Below are 17406 nucleotides of genomic sequence, written 5' to 3'. Positions count from 1 at the left end.
ATCGGCTTGGCCAGCAGTGCGTTTTGGCCCCCATCGGCAAATTTCGCCAGCCATCGGAACACCGTGGTGGCGTTCACACCATAAGCGGCCGCGACGTTCGCCACCGACTGGCCTTCGCGCACCGCTTTGATCGCCTGCTGGCGCATCACCTGAAGCGAGTGGTGATCCAGTTTTCGCCCGTCAGAAGTTCGTTTGCATTTCATGCAAGCATTATATTACGAACTAACATTACTTTCTAGAAGGTTAGTATCTATTGGCTTTTGGAAATTATACAACGCTGTTCAGGAACCGGTTACCTATAAGCGGCAACAGGATGAGCGTCGCCTCGATCCAGCAGCCTTGATGAGGTCAGTACGTTCGAGCATGCCGGCATAATACGGACGGGCCGGTGCTTGACGGGGAGCTCGCGCACGCTGCTATACTGTATGAATGTACAGTGTTGTCAAAAGGTTGAGAGAGCGGGGCCGGCGCCTTCATAACCGGGACATATCCGCCAGCCCAGGCGTGCGAGGGGAACTGGCGGTAGCGATTGTCGGTTACCGGCCGGAGGCCACCATATACGATCCGAACGACCAGCAGAGGAGGCCGCTCATCCCTGAGCTGCGCGGCGCTCAGCTCGTCACGATGACGCCGACCGGCATGCTTTTCCATGGCACGGAGCTTGGTCCGGATGGCGCCGAGTATGTCCAGGAATGGTCGGTGAGGGTCGTAGAGCGTTAGGCAAATACCGTGCTATTGGGAAAACCTATCGGCAACAAAATCAACGTGTTACGGGCGCGATCTGAGATTTCAATAGCACAGATCGCGTACCGTAAGTACTTGATATAAATCTGGAAAATTGACTTAGCGCACCTGCCTTCTAAGCTGCGGGTCGCAGGTTCGATTCCTGCTGGGCAGGCCACCTCATCGTTGATCGTTGACGCCAGGCTAGCGAACGCCGGCGTGCCGACTGCCGTGTTTGGCATCATTCGCGCTCTTCGGTGCGCGGCGCGAGGGTCGCGTCTTCGTCGAACGGCCAGCCGCTGGGCGGCGGCACGTGGCGCTGGAATTCGTGCGGCATCGCGATCGGGACCTGCAGGCACACGCTCTGCGTCGGCAACACTTCCATCCAGGCGCGCACGAGTTCCTTGTAGGCGATGCCGACGGGACGGATCTTGCGGTCGAGGTCGAACAGGCCCAACGCATTCACATTGCCATTGTTTTCGCGCAGCGCGGTATCCCAGTCGACCTGGTCGGTCAGCGAATACCACGTGAAGCCGACGAGCGGGACGCCATTGTTGCGCACGCGCAGGACGTTCGCCCATTCCTTGCGCAGCCAGTGCACGGCCTCGTCGCCGCGCGGGCCTTCGCACAGATTCGTTTCCGTATGCATCACCGGCAACCGGTAGCGGTTGTAGTACTGGTGCGTGATGACGGCATAGCCGAAGATCTCGCCCGCCGCGCGCGTCAAGCCGTCCGCCGACACATAGTGTTCGTTGGTCTGGTAATAATCGTTGCCCATGATGCAGTGGTGCTTCAGATTATTATTCAGGAAGAAGTGGTACTCATCGCGCGTCATCCCGTTGTCCATCATGTACTCGTACATTTCCGATTCCACGCGGCGGCCGTAATTCAGGTCCAGCGACAGGAAGCGCCGGGAGTTGTACAACTCGGCCGGGCCGATGGCGGATGGGCTCTCCGCATGGAAGTACTCGGTGGATTCGCTCTGGATGAACAGCGCGTCCGGACGCACCTTCAGGATCGCGTGCATGGCGAGGATGTTCGCCTTGACGAGGTTCTTGGTCGCGGTGACGAAGCCGCGGTCGGTCGTCAGCTGCTCGTTCCACCAGCCGTACAGGGCGGAGAACAGGGCGCAGATCGACATCTCGTTGATGGGCGTATAGAGCTGCAGCCAGGGATAGCGGCGCRCAAACATGCCGGCATAATCGGCGAATAATTCGGGAAAGTCGGGGTTCTGGAAATTGCCGATCCAGTCGGGCACGCCGAAGTGGCAGAGGTCGACGATCGACGCCACGTTGCGCTGGCGCAGGTCGTTGAGCGTCAGGTCGGCGAATTCCCAATCGTAGCGTTTGGGGCCGAGCCAGGTGCGGTGCAGCGGGGGACCGTAGCGCAGGACCTTCAGCCCGAGTTCCTGGACAAGATCGAAGTCCGTGCGCCAATACTTGTAATGGCCGCACTTCTCCATTTCGTCCATCCGCACCTTGCCGTTGTTGATCGTCGGAATACTGTTTTCGATACCTGTAGCGAAAATAAATCCTGGAGACATGCAAACCCCTGGCTGCTGATCGGTCCAATTCATTGTAGCGGGGATTGCAAACAACGTTCCGAACCGTGCGCACCCTCTTTACTGCCGCGTGTAAGCTGTGCTATCAATTCGTCAACACTCCACCGTCCTGACGCCACGACCAGCATGTCCAACGCCACCGCGGCACGCACCGCCTTTTCGCCGGACGCATCCGGGCGCCGGCTCGCAATGGGCGTGCTGGTCTCCCTGTTGCTGCACGGCCTCGTGCTGTCCCTGCAGTTCGGCGTTCCCGGCCTGCGTCCCGGCCCTGGCGCACCCATCGCCGTCCGGTTGACGCCGCCACTCGCCGCCGTGTCCATGCCGCCGCCGGCGGTGCCGGCCGCCGTGCCGCCGCCGGTGCCCGTCGCGCCCTTGCCGGTGCCGCCAGCCTTGGCACAGGAAAAGCTGCCTGTGCCGCATCAGGGCTTCACGGTCGTCGATCCCGTCGTGCCGGCACCTCCACCCGCGGCACCGGCGCCCACGCCCGCGCCACCGCCGCGGCGCGCCGCCAAACGCCGCCGCAAGATGCCGACGCCGCGCGTCGCCGACGGTCTTCACGCGCGCGTGATTGCCCAGGAGACGTATCAGGACAGCACCTTCGATGTGCCGCTGCCGGCCGTGGAACCCGATCCGGCGCCGGACCCGCAGGCCCGTACGGAAGAACCGGCCGAGGCCGACAAGCCCGCCGCAGACCTGGCGGCCGACACGGCAGACGCACAGGCCCGGCGTGCGAGGCTGGCCGAGGAACGCGAGCGCGAACGGACGCTGCGGCAGGAGGCGGACGAGGCGCACCTGCGCGCGCAAGCCGAGGCGCAGATGCGCGCCGAAGCCGCGCAGGAACGGCAGCGTCTGGCCGAGCAATCCGCGCAATTCGAGACGGCACTGGCCGCCGAGCAGCGCACGCGCATGCTGGCCGACCAGCGTGCGGCCGAGGAAGCCCAGGCGCGCGCCCGGCAGGAAGAAGAACGGCGCCTGGCTGAACAGCAGCGCATCCAGCAAGCCGAGCAGGAACGTTCGCAGCAGTTGGCTGAACAGCAACGTAGCCAGCAGGCCGAGCGCGAGCGTGCCCAGCAACTGGCCGAACAGCAGCGGATCCAGCAGGTCGAGCGCGAGCGTGTCCAGCAACTGGCCGAACAGCAGCGGATCCAGCAGGCCGAGCGCGAGCGCGCCCAGCAGCTGGCAGAGCAGCAGCGGATCCAGCAGGCCGAGCAGGAACGTGCGCAGCAGCTCGCTGAACGGCAGCGCATCGAGCAGGCCGAGCGGGAGCGTGCCCAGCAGCTGGCCGAGCAGCGCCGCGCGGAGGAGGGCGCCCGCCAGCAATTGGCGGATCAGGAACGCGCGCGCCAGGCCGATCTCGCCGCACGCCGGCAGGCCGAGGAGAATGCCCGGCTGGCACAGGAGCAGACGCGCCGGGACCGCGAACGCGAGCTGCCCGGCGCGGGCGGCGTGGTTGCCGCTCCGGCGCCTACGGATGGCCGGGGTGGCGGCGGCACAGGCCGGAGCAACGGCGCCGGCACGCTGCCCGGCGCCGCGCTGGGCAGCGACCTCGCATCGCGCGCGCGCGAGATGATACGCGGTATCGACATCCTGAAACCCGTGCCGCAGGCCGTGCGGCCGGCCGAGGACGCCACGCGGGCGGTGCGGCGCTCGCTCGCGGAGGCCGCCCGCCACGACGTCCCGCTGCGCATGTACATCGACAGCGTGCGCCAGAAGATCGAGCGCAACGCGGTCCTGAGCGTATCCCAGTTGTCGGCCGACGTCGTGCGCACGGATCCCATCGTCAGCGTGGCGATCCGCAGCGACGGCAGCGTCGAGGACGTGGTCATCCTGCGCTCCAGCGGCCGCGCCGATATCGACGAATTCGTGCGCCGCGTCGTGCGCCTGAACGCGCGCTACTCCGCGTTTCCGCCGAACGTCGCGGCGCACTACGACGTGATCGAACTGCGGCGCGTGTGGAGCTTCGCCGGCGCTCTGCGGCTGCTGGAAGAGATGCGCTGATCGTCGGCCGCGTCGCGGTTGACCTATGCCTGGTGCTTGATGTGCGCCAAAGCCTCGCTGGTTGAGCAGCTTACCCTGACTCTGATCGCCAGAGGTTGGCAGCATTTTTCGACAGGCAACCCATGCATGCTTCCATTACGCAATTTTTAAATCGGCCATGCCGCACTACGCGGCTCCTGGCATGGTTGTGCGCATTGCTGTTCACTACACTGGTGGCGGGCTGTGCGTCGGGCATCCAGTTCCGCACGCAGCAGAACGCCAGCGCCGACGAACCTCCGCCGCCCACGGAGATGATCACCGAACAGCTGATCGCGGCCGAGCGCCAGCAGTACCGGGTCCGCGCCAACGAGGATCTCGATCGCCTGCTGGTCCCGAACCCGCCGCCGTATGTGATCGGCAGCGGCGACATCCTGGCCATCGTCGTATGGGACCATCCCGAGCTGACCGGCGGCCTCGTCACGGCCGCCAATGCGGATCCCGCCGTTGCCGCCGCTGCGGCCGCGAACGCGAACGCGGCGCCGCAAGGTTTCGTCGTCGATCATCAGGGGCGCATCCAGTTCCCCCTGGCCGGCCTGCTGAGTGTCGACGGGCTCACCGAGGAACAGGCGCGGACACTGCTGACGACGCGCCTGGCCAGGTATCTCGCCAACCCGAACGTGACGCTGCGCGTGCAGGCCTATCGCAGCAAGCGCGTCTACATCGACGGCGAGGTCAAGTCGCCGGGGCTGCAAGCCATCAACGACATCCCGATGACCCTGGTCGAGGCCATCAATCGCGCCGGCGGCCTGCTGCCCACGGCTGACCAGAGCCGCATCGAGCTGGAACGCGGCAAGGTCCATTACGCCATCAACCTGCGCGACCTGGTCCAGAAGAACATCAACCCCGGCCTGGTGATGCTCGCGCCGGGCGACGTGGTGCGCGTCCACTCGCGCGACGAAAGCAAGGTGTTCGTCTCCGGTGAGGTCGTGACGCCCAAGGCGCTGACCATGCACGACGGCCGCCTGACGCTTAACGAAGCATTGGGCGAGAGTGGCGGCATCAGTCCCCTGAGCGGCGACGCACGCCAGGTCTATGTCGTGCGCAAGACATCGGAACGCACGCGCGTGTTCCAGCTCGACGCACGGGTGGCCGGATCGCTGGCGATGGCCGAAGCATTCGAACTGCAGCCAAAGGACATCGTGTACGTGGCCGCGACGCCGCTGGCCAACTGGAATCGCAACCTGAGCCTGCTGTTCCCGGGCGCGCTGACGTCGGCCGTGAGCGCGGCCAACCGGCCCTGATCGCATGTGCCCCATATGCCCATCCACGGAGCCATCCCATGAGTATCACTGGTGAGTCGCATGCCCTGTCGCCCCGCGCTTCCCGTCCGCCCATCATCGGCGTGCCGTTCGATCCGCGCGTCGTCGACACCCCGCGCGAGGAACCCGCGTTCGACCTCAAGGGCTATCTGAACACGTTGTACGACAGCCGCTGGCTGATCGGCGGCATCACTGCGTTCATCACGCTGGTGGCCGTGTTGTACGCGCTCGTCGCCAAGCCCGTGTTCGAGGTCAACCTCATGATCCACGTCGAGGAAGAGAGTCCGAACGCATCGAAGAACATCCTGAGCGAAGCGTCATCGCTGTTCGAAACGAAGAAGGCGGCCATTGCCGAGATGGAGCTGCTGCGTTCGCGCATGGTCGTGTCGCGTGCCGTCGACAACCTGCAGCTGTACATCGACGTGCGGCCAAAATACTTTCCCATCGCCGGGTTCTGGTTCGCGAACCAGAACGGCAATGCCTTGTCCACGCCGGGCCTGTTCGGCTACGGCGGCTATGTCTGGGGCAGCGAAAGGGCCGAGCTGTCGCTGTTCGAAGTGCCGGAACCCTGGCTGGGGCGCGAATTCACGCTGACTGCGCTCGGCCAGGACCGCTTCCGGTTCTCCGGCGGCGGCCAGCCCATCGTGTTCGATGGCGAAGTCGGGCTGCGCTACCGCGTGCCGACGCCGGAAGGCCTGATCGAACTGAAGGTCGACCGGCTGTCCGCGAACCCAGGGGGGCACTTCCGCCTGCGCCGCATGTCGCGCCTGGCGATGATCGAGGCCATCCAGAACGCGCTCGTGATCAACGAGCAGGGCAAGCAGTCGGGCATCATCGAAGTCAAGCTGCAGGGCGAAAACGCACGCCGCACGTTTGCCGTGCTGAGCGAGATCGGACGCGAGTACATGCGCCAGAACCTCGCGCGCAAGACCGAGGAAGCGGAAAAATCGCTGGCTTTCCTCAACCAGCAACTTCCCATACTCAAGCGCCAGCTGGAACAGGCGGAGGACCGCTACAACCAGTTCCGCAACGCCCACAGCACGGTCGACCTGCAGGAGGAGGCGCGGATGAGCCTGACCCAGGGCGCGGCGGCACGCGGGCGGCGCATGGACCTCATCCAGAAGAAAACCGAGTTGCTGGCGCGCTTCACCGAAGACCACCCGATCGTCGCGGCGATCAACCGGCAGCTCAAGGAGGTCGATCAGGAAATCGACCAGGTCAACACCCGAATCAAGGACCTCCCCGTCCTCGAGCAGGACGAAGCGCGCCTGACGCGCGACATCAAGGTCAATACCGATCTCTACACGGCCCTGTCGAACACGGCGCAGCAGCTGCGTCTTATCTCCGTGGGGCGGGTCAGCAACGTGCGCATGGTCGACGCGCCGATCGCACCCGAAAAGCCGATCAAGCCGAACCGGCCGCTGATCGTGGCGCTGGCCGTCGTGACGGGGCTGTTCCTCGGCACGCTGATCGCGTTCACGCGCAAGGCCATGATGGGTGGCATCGACGATCCACAGGCCATCGAGCGCCTGTTGCGCGCTCGGGTCGTGTATGCCACGATCCCGCACAGCAATAACCAGGACAAGCTGATGCGCAAGGCGCGCAGCGACGGCGGCGTGTTGCCCCTGCTGGCCCAGATCATTCCCGAGGATCCCGCCATCGAAAGCCTGCGCAGTTTTCGCGCGGCGTTGCTGTTTTCCATGCCACACTTCCACAACAATATCGTCATGTTCGCCGGACCCACGCGCGGCCTCGGCAAGTCGTTCGTGTCCGCGAATTTCGCGGCCGTGATGGCGGCAAGCGGCAAGCGGGTGTTGCTGATCGATGCGGACCTGCGCAACGGGCAGTTGCACCGCTATTTCGGCATCAGTCGCGAACGCGGTCTGTCGCGCGCCATTCTCGGCCACTTGTCGATCGACGAGGTGATCTATCATGACGTCGTCGAAAACCTCGACTTCATTCCGACGGGTGAACTTCCTCCGAACCGGTCCGAATTCCTGCTGCACCTGAACTTCGGCGGTCTGCTGCAACAGGTCGGTGCCCATTACGATCTCGTGCTGCTCGACCCGCCGCCGCTGCTCGACGTGGCCGATGCGCTGATCATCGGCAGCCACGCGGGCGCCGTCTTCATCGTCGCCCGCTCCGGACGCACGAACGAATCCGAGATCAATGAATCGATCAAGCGCCTGAACCACGCCGGGATCTCGCCCCAGGGCGTCCTGTTCAACGATATGGCGCCCCGTCTCGGGGCTTATGGTGCGTACACCAAATTCACGGCGGCGGGACAGATAGGCTTCTCGGCAGGGTGAGCGGGCTATCGGTCGCCTGCACGTTGTTTGGGTTTACACGGATGCGGTGCGCTATGAGCATTGCGCATCCTTCACCGCCAGGCGGACACCGTCGATCAGCTTCTGGTTTCTATGGCTGCGGCTACCGTACAGCCTTGCGGAAAACACGGCGATGATGTCGAGGACGTCTTCCGCCAGCTCCTCTTCGAACCAATTGTCTTCGCCCTGGTTGATGATGACGACCTCGACTTCTTTTGCCTCGCACATTGCGAATACCAGTTCTGCACCAAAGCGCAGCAGGCGGTCCTTGTGGGGCAGCACGAGCCGGCCGACATCTCCCGCGAGGATCCCGTCGATCAGGCGGCCGAGACCCTTCTTGCGGTAGTTCATTCCCGAACCGAGATCGGCAATCACTTCGAAGGTCCAGCCCTGGCTGGCACAGTACAGTTCCAGGACCTGCTTTTGCCGCTCCAGGTCCGCTTGCTGGTCGCGACTGGAGACGCGTGCATAGGCGAACGTCTTGCGCGCGGCCGGGATGCCATGGAAAAACTCCGGGCGCAATTCGCCAAGATCATAGCGCCGTTGTCCGCCCTCGGTCCGTGCAGGCATGAGCCTCCCGCTGGCCTCCCAGCGCCGTAGCGTGCTGGTCGAGACACCGAGGGCCTTGGCGGCCGTGCTGATCGGGACGAGCTTGTTCATATTCCATAAGACCGCACAGGATTAGCCAAGTTCCGGGAAAACTGTTCTTGTAAGTCCGTCACTTCGAGGTCGTCGACGCCATCGACGCACTCTGCGGCCGTGGCTGGAAGGCATTCCTGATCGTCCGGCGCACGCGGCATGTGTGCGACTCGAACAGCAGATACGACAGCCACGCCGCAGCGAGCAACAGCACCAGCATGCCGGCGTAGATTGCGTAATCCAGTGGTGCCTGGGGAGAAAGGCGATCGCGTCCATACGTTTGCCGGCCGATATGGCGCAGCAGCGTGATGACGGGAATATGGGTTACGTACAGCGTGAACGACAACTCGGACAGGACGTGCGCGACCCGGGCGACGATCCGCATCGTCAACGACTGCATCGTGAGCGGCGCCTGCAGTGAGGACAGCAGAGCGAGCAACGGCAAGCTGATCACAAGATCCTGCAGGAACGATTCCGGCTTGAGGTCGTCGTTGCTGCCGCGTACGCGGAAATAGATCGAGCACGCGGCGGCGACGGCAACGAGCGTGACGCGCGTGCCGGTACCGCAATCGATGCGGATGCGCGAAAACGCGGCGCCGAGCAGCCACAGGGCGAAATACATGGTGATTGGCAGGGGCAACGAACTGCCCAGCATGATGAGCAGGGCGGCGGCAGCGACCTGGCGGGGCCGGCTGCCGCCGATGAACATGATCAGCAGCAGGGGAAACTGGATGTAGTACCAGGTTTCATTGGCCAGGCTCCATAGCGCATAATTACCGCCGAAGTTCTCGACGAATATGGTTTGCAGGCCAAGCAGATTGCCCGCGAATGCGGTGGCCGAGAATTCATTGGCCGGCGATGCGTCGGTGCGCAAAGGATCAACGGCATCGGTCCACACCCCGACGAACAGCATCAGGCACAGGGCGGGCATCAGCACTGTCCACAGGCGTGTCACGCGATCGACCGCATAGTCACGCCACGGCGAGGTCGCATGCAGCGTGGCGCTCCCGGGCGCAGTGACCGTGCGCCCGATCCGGTTGAGCAGGCTGCCGCCGACCAGCCAGCCGCTGATCAGGAAAAACACGATGACGGCCTGGTGCGCGAAGCCGGTGGCGAATGCCAGTATCTGGTAGTAGACGGGCGGGCTGGCGATGTCGCGCAGGCCGGGAAAGACTTCGGCGCGCAGGTGCGCCGCCGCGACCTGCAACGCCGCCAGGCCACGCAGCAGGGAGATCAGCGTCGAACATCCGGTCGAGTGGTCGAGCTGGCTCTGTCGCTGCCATTGGATCGAGGGAAAGTGCGTGCCGGACATGAATGCCTCCAGATGAATGCGCGGGACGGTTAGCCGCAGTTGTCCCAAGGGTAAGGATGGGGATTGYCGGACAGCGCCAGTGCGAGCCGGATCATCCAGTAGCCGACGGAGACCGAGTGCAGTGCCCACGCCGTCGCGCAGAACACAAGACCGGCACAGGCGAGCGCCTGGCCGGTGGGCGGCGCGGGTATGTCACYCGCCAGGTGGACGGTGCACAGGAAGGCCGCCATGCCGATGATCCAGCCGGCGATGGCCTCGGCCGGCGTATGCTCGCCTGCGTGGACGAGGGCGGCAGCCACCACGATGCCAAGACCGAGTGCCCCGATGGCCGCACCCGCGCGCACAGGCGGTGTCCACCGTTGCGTCAGCAGCCAGCACAGTGTCGGGAACGTGGCCGTGAAGCCGGCCGCGTGGCCGCTGACGGCCTTGTAGCCCAGCGTCGGCAGGCCCGTCGCCCAGCCCAGGAAGGCGACCTTGGTCGCGGCGACGAGGACGAGGGCCAGGCCGAACACGAGACTCCAGCCGAGGGCGGCGCGCCAGGCCCGGGACGCCAGCAGCCAGGCCGCGATCGCGCAGCCGGTGGGGAGCGTGAGGGACAGGTCACCGAGGTGGAACAGCCTGGACCAGACCATGGCGGCACCGTGCGTTACCTGAGGATGGCGGCCAGCGTCCGGGAGAGGATGCGCAGGTCGAGCCAGAACGACCGCTCGCGCACATAGCGCTGGTAATACTCGAGCTTGACGGGCAGGATCGTCTCGACATAGGCGCGCTCCGGATCCGGGGCGCGCCCGAGGATGTCGTTTTCGTCCTTGAAGAGAATGGCCGCCAGGTCGGTGATGCCCGGCGCGACCGAGAGCACGGTCTGGCGTACCGCGGACGGATAGCGGTCGACGTAGCGCGGGACTTCCGGCCGTGGCCCCACGAGGCTCATCGTCCCCTCCAGCACGTTCAGCAACTGCGGCAGTTCGTCCAGCTTGGTGCGCCGCAGGAAGCGGCCGGCGCGGGTGATGCGCGGATCCCGTCCGACCRTGAGCTGGCGCCCGTCGTCGGGACGGTCGGCCATGGTGCGGAACTTGTAGATGTCGAACAGCCGCCCGCGGCGTCCCACGCGCCGCTGGCGGAACAGCGCTGGCCCGGGCGTGTCGAGCCGGATCCACAGCGCGATCGCCAGCAGCACGGGTGCCAGCAGCAGGAGGCCGCAGGCGGCCGTCAGCACGTCGAACAGGCGCTTGCTCATGCCAGCAACTCTGCCAGGCACTGGATGACGCGGCCCTGGTCGGCGTCGCTCATCTTCGTGTACAGCGGCAGCGTGAGCATGTTGGGGTAGCACGCTTCGGCCACGGGAAAACGCGACGGCGACAAATCGTAGGTATCGCGCCAGTAGGGCTGGCGGTGCAGCGGAATGAAGTGCACGCTCGTGCCGACGCCGCGCCGGGCGAGCTCGGCGATCAGTGCGTCGCGCCCGAGCGGCGCATCCCGCGTCAGGCGGATCACGTACAGGTGCCAGGCATGCGTGTCGGCACCGCCGGGCCGGGCCGGCAGGTACAGCGGCAGGTCCGCAAGCCCCTCGTGGTAGCGTTGCGCCAGCAGGGCGCGACGGGCGGCGAAGCGGTCGATCTTGCGCAGTTGCTGGATGCCGATGGCCGAGGCGATGTCGGTCAGGTTGTACTTGAAGCCGGCGGCCACGACCTCGTAATACCAGGCCGGCTTCTGCGACACGTAGCGGTCGAAGGCGTCCTGGCTGATGCCGTGCAGGCGCATCACGCGCACGCGTTGCGCGAGGCCCGGGTCGCGCGTGACGACCATGCCGCCTTCGCCGGTCGTCATCGTCTTGTTCGCATAGAAGCTGAAGACGGTCATGTCGCTGTCGAGGGTACCGACCAGGCGGCCCTTGTAGCGGGTCGGGAAGGCGTGGGCCGCATCCTCGACGACCCGGAGCCCGTGGCGCCGCGCCAGCGCCAGCAGGCCATCCATGTCGCAGGCCAGGCCGGCATAGTGGACGGGGACGATGGCGCGCGTTTGCGGCGTCAGCGCCGCGGCGACGGCGTCCACGGACAGCGTCATCCGGTCCGGCTCGACGTCGACGAACACGGGGCGCGCACCCAGGTAGCGCACGACCTCGGCCGTGGCGGTGAACGTGAGCGTGGGCACGATGACGTCGTCGCCGGGCCCGATGCCCAGGCTTTCCAGCGCCAGGTGCAGGCCCGCGGTGGCCGAGTTCACCGAGATCGCGTGCAGGCCGCCGCCCAGGTAGGCGTTGAAATCCTGTTCGAATTGCCGCGTGGCCGGTCCGGTCGTGACCCAGCCGGAGCGCAGGCAGGCGACGACGGCCTCGATCTCCGCCTCGTCGATGTCGGGCAGGGCGAACGGCAAAAAGGGGGCGGCGGCGGATGGGGTCAGGTCTTCAGGCATGGCGGCTGTCTCCAGCAAGTGCGGTTAGGAAGCGTTGTCCGAGGACGGGATACGTGTGGTTGGCCAGCGCATGGGCACGCCCGCGCCCGCCGAGGGCCCGGCGCGCGTCCGGCGCCAGCGCGCGCAGGGCGAGTACGGCGTCGGCGATCGCTTGCGGATCTTCCGGCGCGACCGTCATGCCGCAGCCCGCCTCCATGACGGGATCGTTGCCGGCCTCGACGGCATGGAGGATCGGGCGGGCGCCCATCATGTAGTCGATCAGCTTGTTCGGCGAGATGCCGAAGCGGTACAGGGGGTGGCGGCGCCAGCCGATGTAGGCGACGTCGAAATGCTGCAGCAGCGACGGCACCTGGGACTTCGCGACCGCGTCGAAGAAATGCACGTTGGCGAGCCCCAGCTCGGCGCTGCGCCGTTCCAGCCCGGCTTTTTCCGGACCGCTGCCGACCAGAACGATCGCAACGGGGTGCCCGCGCAGGCGCCGCGCGGCATCCAGCAGGGTACCGAGGGCGTTCGCGACGCCGTGCGTGCCGGCATAGCCGACGATGAACCGGCCGCGCCGGCGCAGCGCGTCGAGATCGGCTTCGAGGCGCGCGGGCAGCGGGGCCGCAGTGCCCTGCCATTCGGCCGGGTCGACACCGTTCGGCACGAGATGCAGCTTGTGTGGGGCCATCCCGTGCGCTTCCAGGTGCGGGCGTACCTTGGGCAGGATCGAGACGATGGCGTCCGCGCGGCGGCACGCGAAGTCTTCCGCCGCCTGCAGCAGCATGATGAAGGGGTGGCGGGAGGAATAGCCGCCCAGCTCCATGGGCGACAGCGGCCACAGGTCGTGCACCTCGTACAACAACCTGGCCCCGGCGCGGCGCGCGATCCGGGCGGCCGGCCAGATGTCGAGGGGGTAGGTGCTGGACGCGACCACCGCGTCCGGCCGGAACGTACGCGCCAGCTGGTCGCCCGCCGCGCGCAGGCGCCACAGGAACGCCGCCATGTTGCGCACGCGCGCGCCGCCATTGCCGCGATACGGTGGCGCGGCCAGCCACACGTAGTCGATGCCGTCGATGGTCTCGTCCATGCGGACGCACCGGCCCATCGTCGGCGCCTGCGTGCGCACATGCGATTCGGACGCGGCGACGATGGTCACGCGGTGTCCCGCGCGTACCCATTCCCGCCCGAGGTAGTACGGGCGGTATTCCATGCCGTGGCGTACCGATCCGGCGTAATGGTTGATCAGGAGGATGTTCATGTGTGCCACACCACTTCCTCGGCCAGGCGCACCATGTTGCAGCGGGTGTTCTCGAGCCAGTTCGTTTCCCACTGGATGGGGTGGGTCAGGAAGCAGACACGCTCGTACTGCCCGAGTGCGTCGAACGGCGACACCGGGTAGTAATACACGGGATGCGGACGGTCGCTGATGTACAGGTCGAAATGGCGCAGCAGGTCGGCGTCGTAGGACTCGCATTCGATGCCGCAGCGGCGGCGCAGGTCGGCGTCGCCCAGCAGCTCGTGGTTGATCACTTTCAGGCGGCGGTTGGCGAAATCGCCGTGGCTGGCGACGGTCGTCATCGGTGTGCCCAACTGCTCGCCGATGCACATGAAATTGCGTGCGAACAGTTCGCGGATCTCGGGGAAGCGGGCGCGGACCTCGTCGCCGCGGCGCAGGCGGTGGCGCTTGGCATACGTCGCCACTTCCTCGTAGTGGTAGCTCGCTTCGCTGCCGGCCGCCTCGATGGCGCGCATGAAGCCGTAGTCCAGCGTACTGAGGCGGAAGTAGTAACTGGCCCGCACGCCATGTTTCGTTTCGAGTGCGAACATCTTGCGTGCCGTGCGCAGGTCGCTGTCGATGTCGTGGCGGTGCACCAGTGCCCGTGCCGGCGGACGTCCCTCCCGGCGGATCGCATGGTAAAAGTCGCGCACCGACATTTGCCGGTAGCCGCACTCGGTCGCACGGACGAGAAGAGCTTCATACTCCGGCAGGCGCGACGGCATCAGATAGTCCGCGTAGAGGCGGTTGAGCAGGGTCTTCATTGCAGGCTGTACTTCACGCGATAGGGTTCGAAGCCGACGATGCGCTTGAAGTTCTGCAGGCCGGATTGTGCGCCGAAAAAGGTGTCATACATGATGTAGCGCACGCGTCGCTGTTCGATGAGACGCGCGACGATGTCGACGATGAGGAGATGCATGATGCCGTCGTTGTTGCGCATGCCGATCAGGTGCGAGAACGCGCTGAAATTTCCGTAGCGCCCAATGTTCGCGTAGGCGACGAGCCTGCCGTCGCCGTTCAGCACCCCGTAATGGTCGACATGCGGCAGGCGCTCGTAATGCGTGACCTTGACCAGGTATTGCCGATCCATCAGGCGCCCCTGGCGCATGTCAAGCGACGTGTTGATGGCGTAAATGTCGTCGACGTAGTCGTTGCGGTCGATCTCGGTACAGGCATAGCCGCGCGTGCGGGCCCGCCTGGCATGCCACGCACCGCGGTTCTTGCCCTGGATCGCGTCGAGATAGGCCGTCGTGACGGGGTAGCGCGCCAGGTCGATCAGCGCCGCGCCGATCGTCTTGTTTCGGATGAGCTTGTAGCGTGGATGCGGTTTCGTGAACAGGCGATAGGTGGCCGGGATGTCGTTGGCGTGGATGCGGGCATCGAAGCACAACTCCGCCTGCGGCAGGCTGATGACCTGGCGTAGCGTGTCGAAGTGGCGTAGTAAGGCGTTCATGTTACGTGTTGGCGCGGCGGCACGCGGTGGTTGGGAAGCGGGTAGGATCTGGCAGCAGGGCGTCGTAGAACGCACCGAGCTTGGCGGCTTCGCTGCCCCAGTTGTAGCGGGTGTGCACGGCGCGGCGTCCGTTCTCGCCCATGCGCCGGGCGATGTGCGGATGACGGCAGAAGTGATCGATGGCGGCGGCGATCGCGGCCGGATTGCCGGGGTCGACGCAGACGCCGCACTGGTTGCCTTCGACGATTTCCTGCCACAGCGGAAAGCGCGAGGCGATCACCGGCAGGCCGGCGGCCATGTATTCGAACATTTTCACCGGGAGCGCATCCAGGTAGTTGACGACGGGATGCAGCGTCACCAGCCCGGCCATCGCGCGCCGCATGATTTGCTGTACGCCGGAGCGGTCGAGATGGCCGTGCGCCAGGACCCGGGCCCAGCCCGGGGAATGCGATACTTCGCGCTCCAGCGCGGGTTCGGAGAACGCGCCGGCGAGGGACAGGCGCGCGGGCGAATGCAGAAGTTCGCAGGCGCGCACCAGTTCGCGGATGCCGCGGATCGCCGAGATACTGCCGACGTAGCAGACTTCCTGTGCCTTGCGGTCCCAGTCGGTGGCACCGTCGAATTCCTGCAGCAGCGGGTAATTGTTGATGTCGACCGTGTGTGGATGCAGCCGCGCCAGGCGCGCGCGGATGAAGGGCGTGGCGGCGATCAGGCCGTCGAAGCGGCGGCACGCATAGTCCTCGAACACGCGGACGGCGCCGGACAGGGCGTGCCGCGCCACGCTGCCGAGATAGGGCTTGGCAAGCAGCTGCGCCGGCACGTCCTCGTGGGAATCGAACACCACCCGCTTGCCGTGACGCTTGAGCCGCAGTCCGGCCGGCAACAGCTCGGGGTCGTGCAACTGGTAGACGTCGGCGTCGAGACGCAGCGCGAGCCGCAGCATGCGGCGCGTGGTGCGCAGTATCCGGTCGCTCCGCCCGGACGCGCGGCCGACGTCGACGATGCGTACCCCATCGACGTATTCGTCGCCCATGCCGTCGGCCACCACCAGCGTGACGTCATGCCCCCGTTCGCCCRGGCTGCGGCACTGCTTGATGAAGATCCGGGTATCGTAGCGCGGATGGGCTGAGGTCAAGTGGACGATATTTGCCATGTTTTCTCTCGTACCGGTATTGCGAGTAAGCGCCGAGCGTGGCTCCGATCAGCATGTCGGTGAAGTAGTGGGAAGAAATCAGCAGCAGCACGGTGACGCAGGCCAGTGCGAACCCGTGGACGAATTCCGGACGGCGCAAGCCGGCAAAATACTCCTTGAAGAACATCGGCACGGCGGGCACCGCCGTGAGCGCCAGCAGGTAGACGAAACCGAACAGCCCGAGGTCGACCCAGGCGGATAGCACGTTGTGCGAGTAATAGCCGAGCTTGTAGCTGGCATAGTCGCCCAGCAGCGGGTGGGTCGCGATGGTCTGCTTCGCGTACAGCGTCAGGTGGTGGCGCTTGTTGGCCGACGTCGATTGCGACAGGTCGAGCAGTTCGAGGACGCGGTTGTCGGGCAGCGCGGCGACGATCTCGTCCATATGTGCCGCGACGAGCATCGTGGCCAGCACGGCCAGGCCGACGAAGACCATCTTGTGGCGCGAATAATAGAATTCGATGATGGGGATTGCGAACAGCAGCCCGGCGAATTCGCTGCGTGCCGTGTTGACGAACAGCGTCGCCGCGCCGCTGGCGTACAGGATCAGGCGCAGCAACAGCGAGCGCGAGTGGGCCAGGACGGGTAGGATCGTTATCAGGTAGGAGCGCGAGAAACCCTGGTAGGTGGCCAGCGAATCGGCATCCTTGGCGATGCCGAGGGCGCCCAGGAAGAATACACCGTTGACCGAGAACGTGAACACGATCGAGCTCATTCCCGCGAGGCTGGCCAGGGCCATCAGGCGGAATTGCCGGTGCCCGAAGTCGATCAGCGCGAACAGGAAGTATGTGTTCACCATGAACAGGATGCCTGCGAGATGGTGTGCGACGATGGCGAGACTGGCCCCTGCGGCCGCGTTCACGACGACCACCGTCACGAAGTAGGCGTTGAACAGGCCGTAGTGCAGGTCGATCGACGACAGCCGGCACGGTTCGCGGCGCATGCGCCGGTCATAGACGAGGGCGAGCGGCAGCATGTAGAGCAGCGATATGGGTGAGAAATAGCCGCCCAGGAAGGCGCCCGTCGTGCCCGTGCCCAGCAGCGTGTGGTAGTAGAAAAAGCCAGGGAACAGCAGGAAGAACGCGGAATTCAGCAGCAGCTGCTCGCGTGTAGAAGTGTTGGCGCTGAAGTTGGCTTTCATACTGTGCTCTTCATGCGTGGTCCGTCACGCGGTCGCCAGCCGGTTCTGCGAGATCTGCCACGACAGGTGCAGGTACACGAGGTAGAGCACCGAAT

General features: G+C 65.5%; 15 protein-coding genes. 3 read left to right on the top strand and 12 right to left on the bottom strand.

Features of this window, described 5'->3' with window-relative positions:
- Together AC1DYX_RS15710 and AC1DYX_RS15705 are read right to left on the bottom strand one after the other, a co-directional pair.
- Positions 1-203, bottom strand: a 203-nt coding sequence (locus AC1DYX_RS15710) for a helix-turn-helix domain-containing protein (protein ID WP_477260376.1), incomplete at its 3' end; no start/stop codon positions are given.
- A 761-nt stretch (positions 204-964) separates the two neighbouring features.
- Positions 965-2266 (bottom strand): family 1 glycosylhydrolase, encoded by a 1302-nt coding sequence (locus AC1DYX_RS15705; protein WP_477260374.1) that lies wholly within the window; start codon positions 2264-2266, stop codon positions 965-967.
- A 144-nt stretch (positions 2267-2410) separates the two neighbouring features.
- Here AC1DYX_RS15705 and AC1DYX_RS15700 point away from each other — a divergent pair, with 144 nt between their 5' ends.
- The 3 genes from AC1DYX_RS15700 (at position 2411) to AC1DYX_RS15690 (ending at position 7889) form a co-directional block, all read left to right on the top strand.
- Positions 2411-4282 carry a TonB C-terminal domain-containing protein gene (locus AC1DYX_RS15700; RefSeq protein ID WP_477260372.1) on the top strand — a complete coding sequence of 624 codons (1872 nt, stop codon included), beginning with the start codon at positions 2411-2413 and terminating at the stop codon, positions 4280-4282.
- A gap of 194 nt (positions 4283-4476) precedes the next feature.
- Entirely contained in the window at positions 4477-5562 is a 1086-nt protein-coding gene (locus AC1DYX_RS15695; protein ID WP_477260370.1) for a polysaccharide biosynthesis/export family protein, read from the top strand.
- A 38-nt stretch (positions 5563-5600) separates the two neighbouring features.
- Positions 5601-7889, top strand: coding sequence for a polysaccharide biosynthesis tyrosine autokinase (locus AC1DYX_RS15690; protein WP_477260368.1), 2289 nt, complete (start codon positions 5601-5603; stop codon positions 7887-7889).
- Positions 7890-7940: 51 nt separating this feature from the next.
- Here the strand turns inward: AC1DYX_RS15690 and AC1DYX_RS15685 are convergent, their stop codons facing one another.
- From AC1DYX_RS15685 to AC1DYX_RS15640, 10 genes are read right to left on the bottom strand one after another with little or no spacing between them, the layout of a single operon-like run.
- On the bottom strand, positions 7941-8567 hold the full coding sequence (locus AC1DYX_RS15685; RefSeq protein ID WP_477260366.1) for an IS607 family transposase: 627 nt from the start codon (positions 8565-8567) through the stop codon (positions 7941-7943).
- A gap of 58 nt (positions 8568-8625) precedes the next feature.
- Positions 8626-9858 carry an acyltransferase family protein gene (locus AC1DYX_RS15680; RefSeq protein WP_477260364.1) on the bottom strand — a complete coding sequence of 411 codons (1233 nt, stop codon included), beginning with the start codon at positions 9856-9858 and terminating at the stop codon, positions 8626-8628.
- Between the two features lie 29 nt (positions 9859-9887).
- Positions 9888-10490 (bottom strand): phosphatase PAP2 family protein, encoded by a 603-nt coding sequence (locus AC1DYX_RS15675; RefSeq protein ID WP_477260362.1) that lies wholly within the window; start codon positions 10488-10490, stop codon positions 9888-9890.
- Positions 10491-10504: 14 nt separating this feature from the next.
- Entirely contained in the window at positions 10505-11095 is a 591-nt protein-coding gene (locus AC1DYX_RS15670; RefSeq protein WP_477260360.1) for a sugar transferase, read from the bottom strand.
- Positions 11092-12270, bottom strand: coding sequence for a DegT/DnrJ/EryC1/StrS family aminotransferase (locus tag AC1DYX_RS15665; RefSeq protein ID WP_477260358.1), 1179 nt, complete (start codon positions 12268-12270; stop codon positions 11092-11094). The genes AC1DYX_RS15670 and AC1DYX_RS15665 overlap by 4 nt, the downstream gene beginning before the upstream one ends.
- The gene (locus AC1DYX_RS15660; protein ID WP_477260356.1) at positions 12263-13510 is read right to left on the bottom strand and encodes a glycosyltransferase family 4 protein; all 1248 of its coding nucleotides are present in this window, start codon (positions 13508-13510) and stop codon (positions 12263-12265) included. Before AC1DYX_RS15660 ends, AC1DYX_RS15665 begins: the two co-directional genes overlap by 8 nt.
- Positions 13507-14292: a hypothetical protein gene (locus AC1DYX_RS15655; protein WP_477260354.1), complete on the bottom strand. Its 786-nt coding sequence runs from the start codon at positions 14290-14292 to the stop codon at positions 13507-13509. Before AC1DYX_RS15655 ends, AC1DYX_RS15660 begins: the two co-directional genes overlap by 4 nt.
- Positions 14289-14981, bottom strand: coding sequence for a hypothetical protein (locus AC1DYX_RS15650; RefSeq protein ID WP_477260352.1), 693 nt, complete (start codon positions 14979-14981; stop codon positions 14289-14291). The genes AC1DYX_RS15655 and AC1DYX_RS15650 overlap by 4 nt, the downstream gene beginning before the upstream one ends.
- 1 nt (position 14982) lies before the next feature.
- Positions 14983-16134: a glycosyltransferase family 4 protein gene (locus tag AC1DYX_RS15645; protein WP_477260350.1), complete on the bottom strand. Its 1152-nt coding sequence runs from the start codon at positions 16132-16134 to the stop codon at positions 14983-14985.
- On the bottom strand, positions 16040-17311 hold the full coding sequence (locus AC1DYX_RS15640; RefSeq protein ID WP_477260348.1) for a hypothetical protein: 1272 nt from the start codon (positions 17309-17311) through the stop codon (positions 16040-16042). Before AC1DYX_RS15640 ends, AC1DYX_RS15645 begins: the two co-directional genes overlap by 95 nt.
- Positions 17312-17406 lie beyond the last annotated feature (95 nt).

Source organism: Massilia sp. P2_C2, from assembly GCF_056404615.1.
Note: the sequence above shows the minus strand (reverse complement) of the source record. Positions and strands in the feature narration are given on the sequence as shown.

What these genes read in the sequence shown, in the direction of transcription:
- AC1DYX_RS15700 (WP_477260372.1), top strand. Translation starts at nt 2,411, where the DNA reads ATGTCCAACGCCACCGCGGCACGCACCGCCTTTTCGCCGGACGCATCC.
- AC1DYX_RS15690 (WP_477260368.1), top strand. Translation starts at nt 5,601, where the DNA reads ATGAGTATCACTGGTGAGTCGCATGCCCTGTCGCCCCGCGCTTCCCGT.
- AC1DYX_RS15685 (WP_477260366.1), bottom strand. Translation starts at nt 8,567, where the DNA reads ATGAACAAGCTCGTCCCGATCAGCACGGCCGCCAAGGCCCTCGGTGTC.
- AC1DYX_RS15680 (WP_477260364.1), bottom strand. Translation starts at nt 9,858, where the DNA reads ATGTCCGGCACGCACTTTCCCTCGATCCAATGGCAGCGACAGAGCCAG.
- AC1DYX_RS15665 (WP_477260358.1), bottom strand. Translation starts at nt 12,270, where the DNA reads ATGCCTGAAGACCTGACCCCATCCGCCGCCGCCCCCTTTTTGCCGTTC.
- AC1DYX_RS15660 (WP_477260356.1), bottom strand. Translation starts at nt 13,510, where the DNA reads ATGAACATCCTCCTGATCAACCATTACGCCGGATCGGTACGCCACGGC.
- AC1DYX_RS15655 (WP_477260354.1), bottom strand. Translation starts at nt 14,292, where the DNA reads ATGAAGACCCTGCTCAACCGCCTCTACGCGGACTATCTGATGCCGTCG.
- AC1DYX_RS15650 (WP_477260352.1), bottom strand. Translation starts at nt 14,981, where the DNA reads ATGAACGCCTTACTACGCCACTTCGACACGCTACGCCAGGTCATCAGC.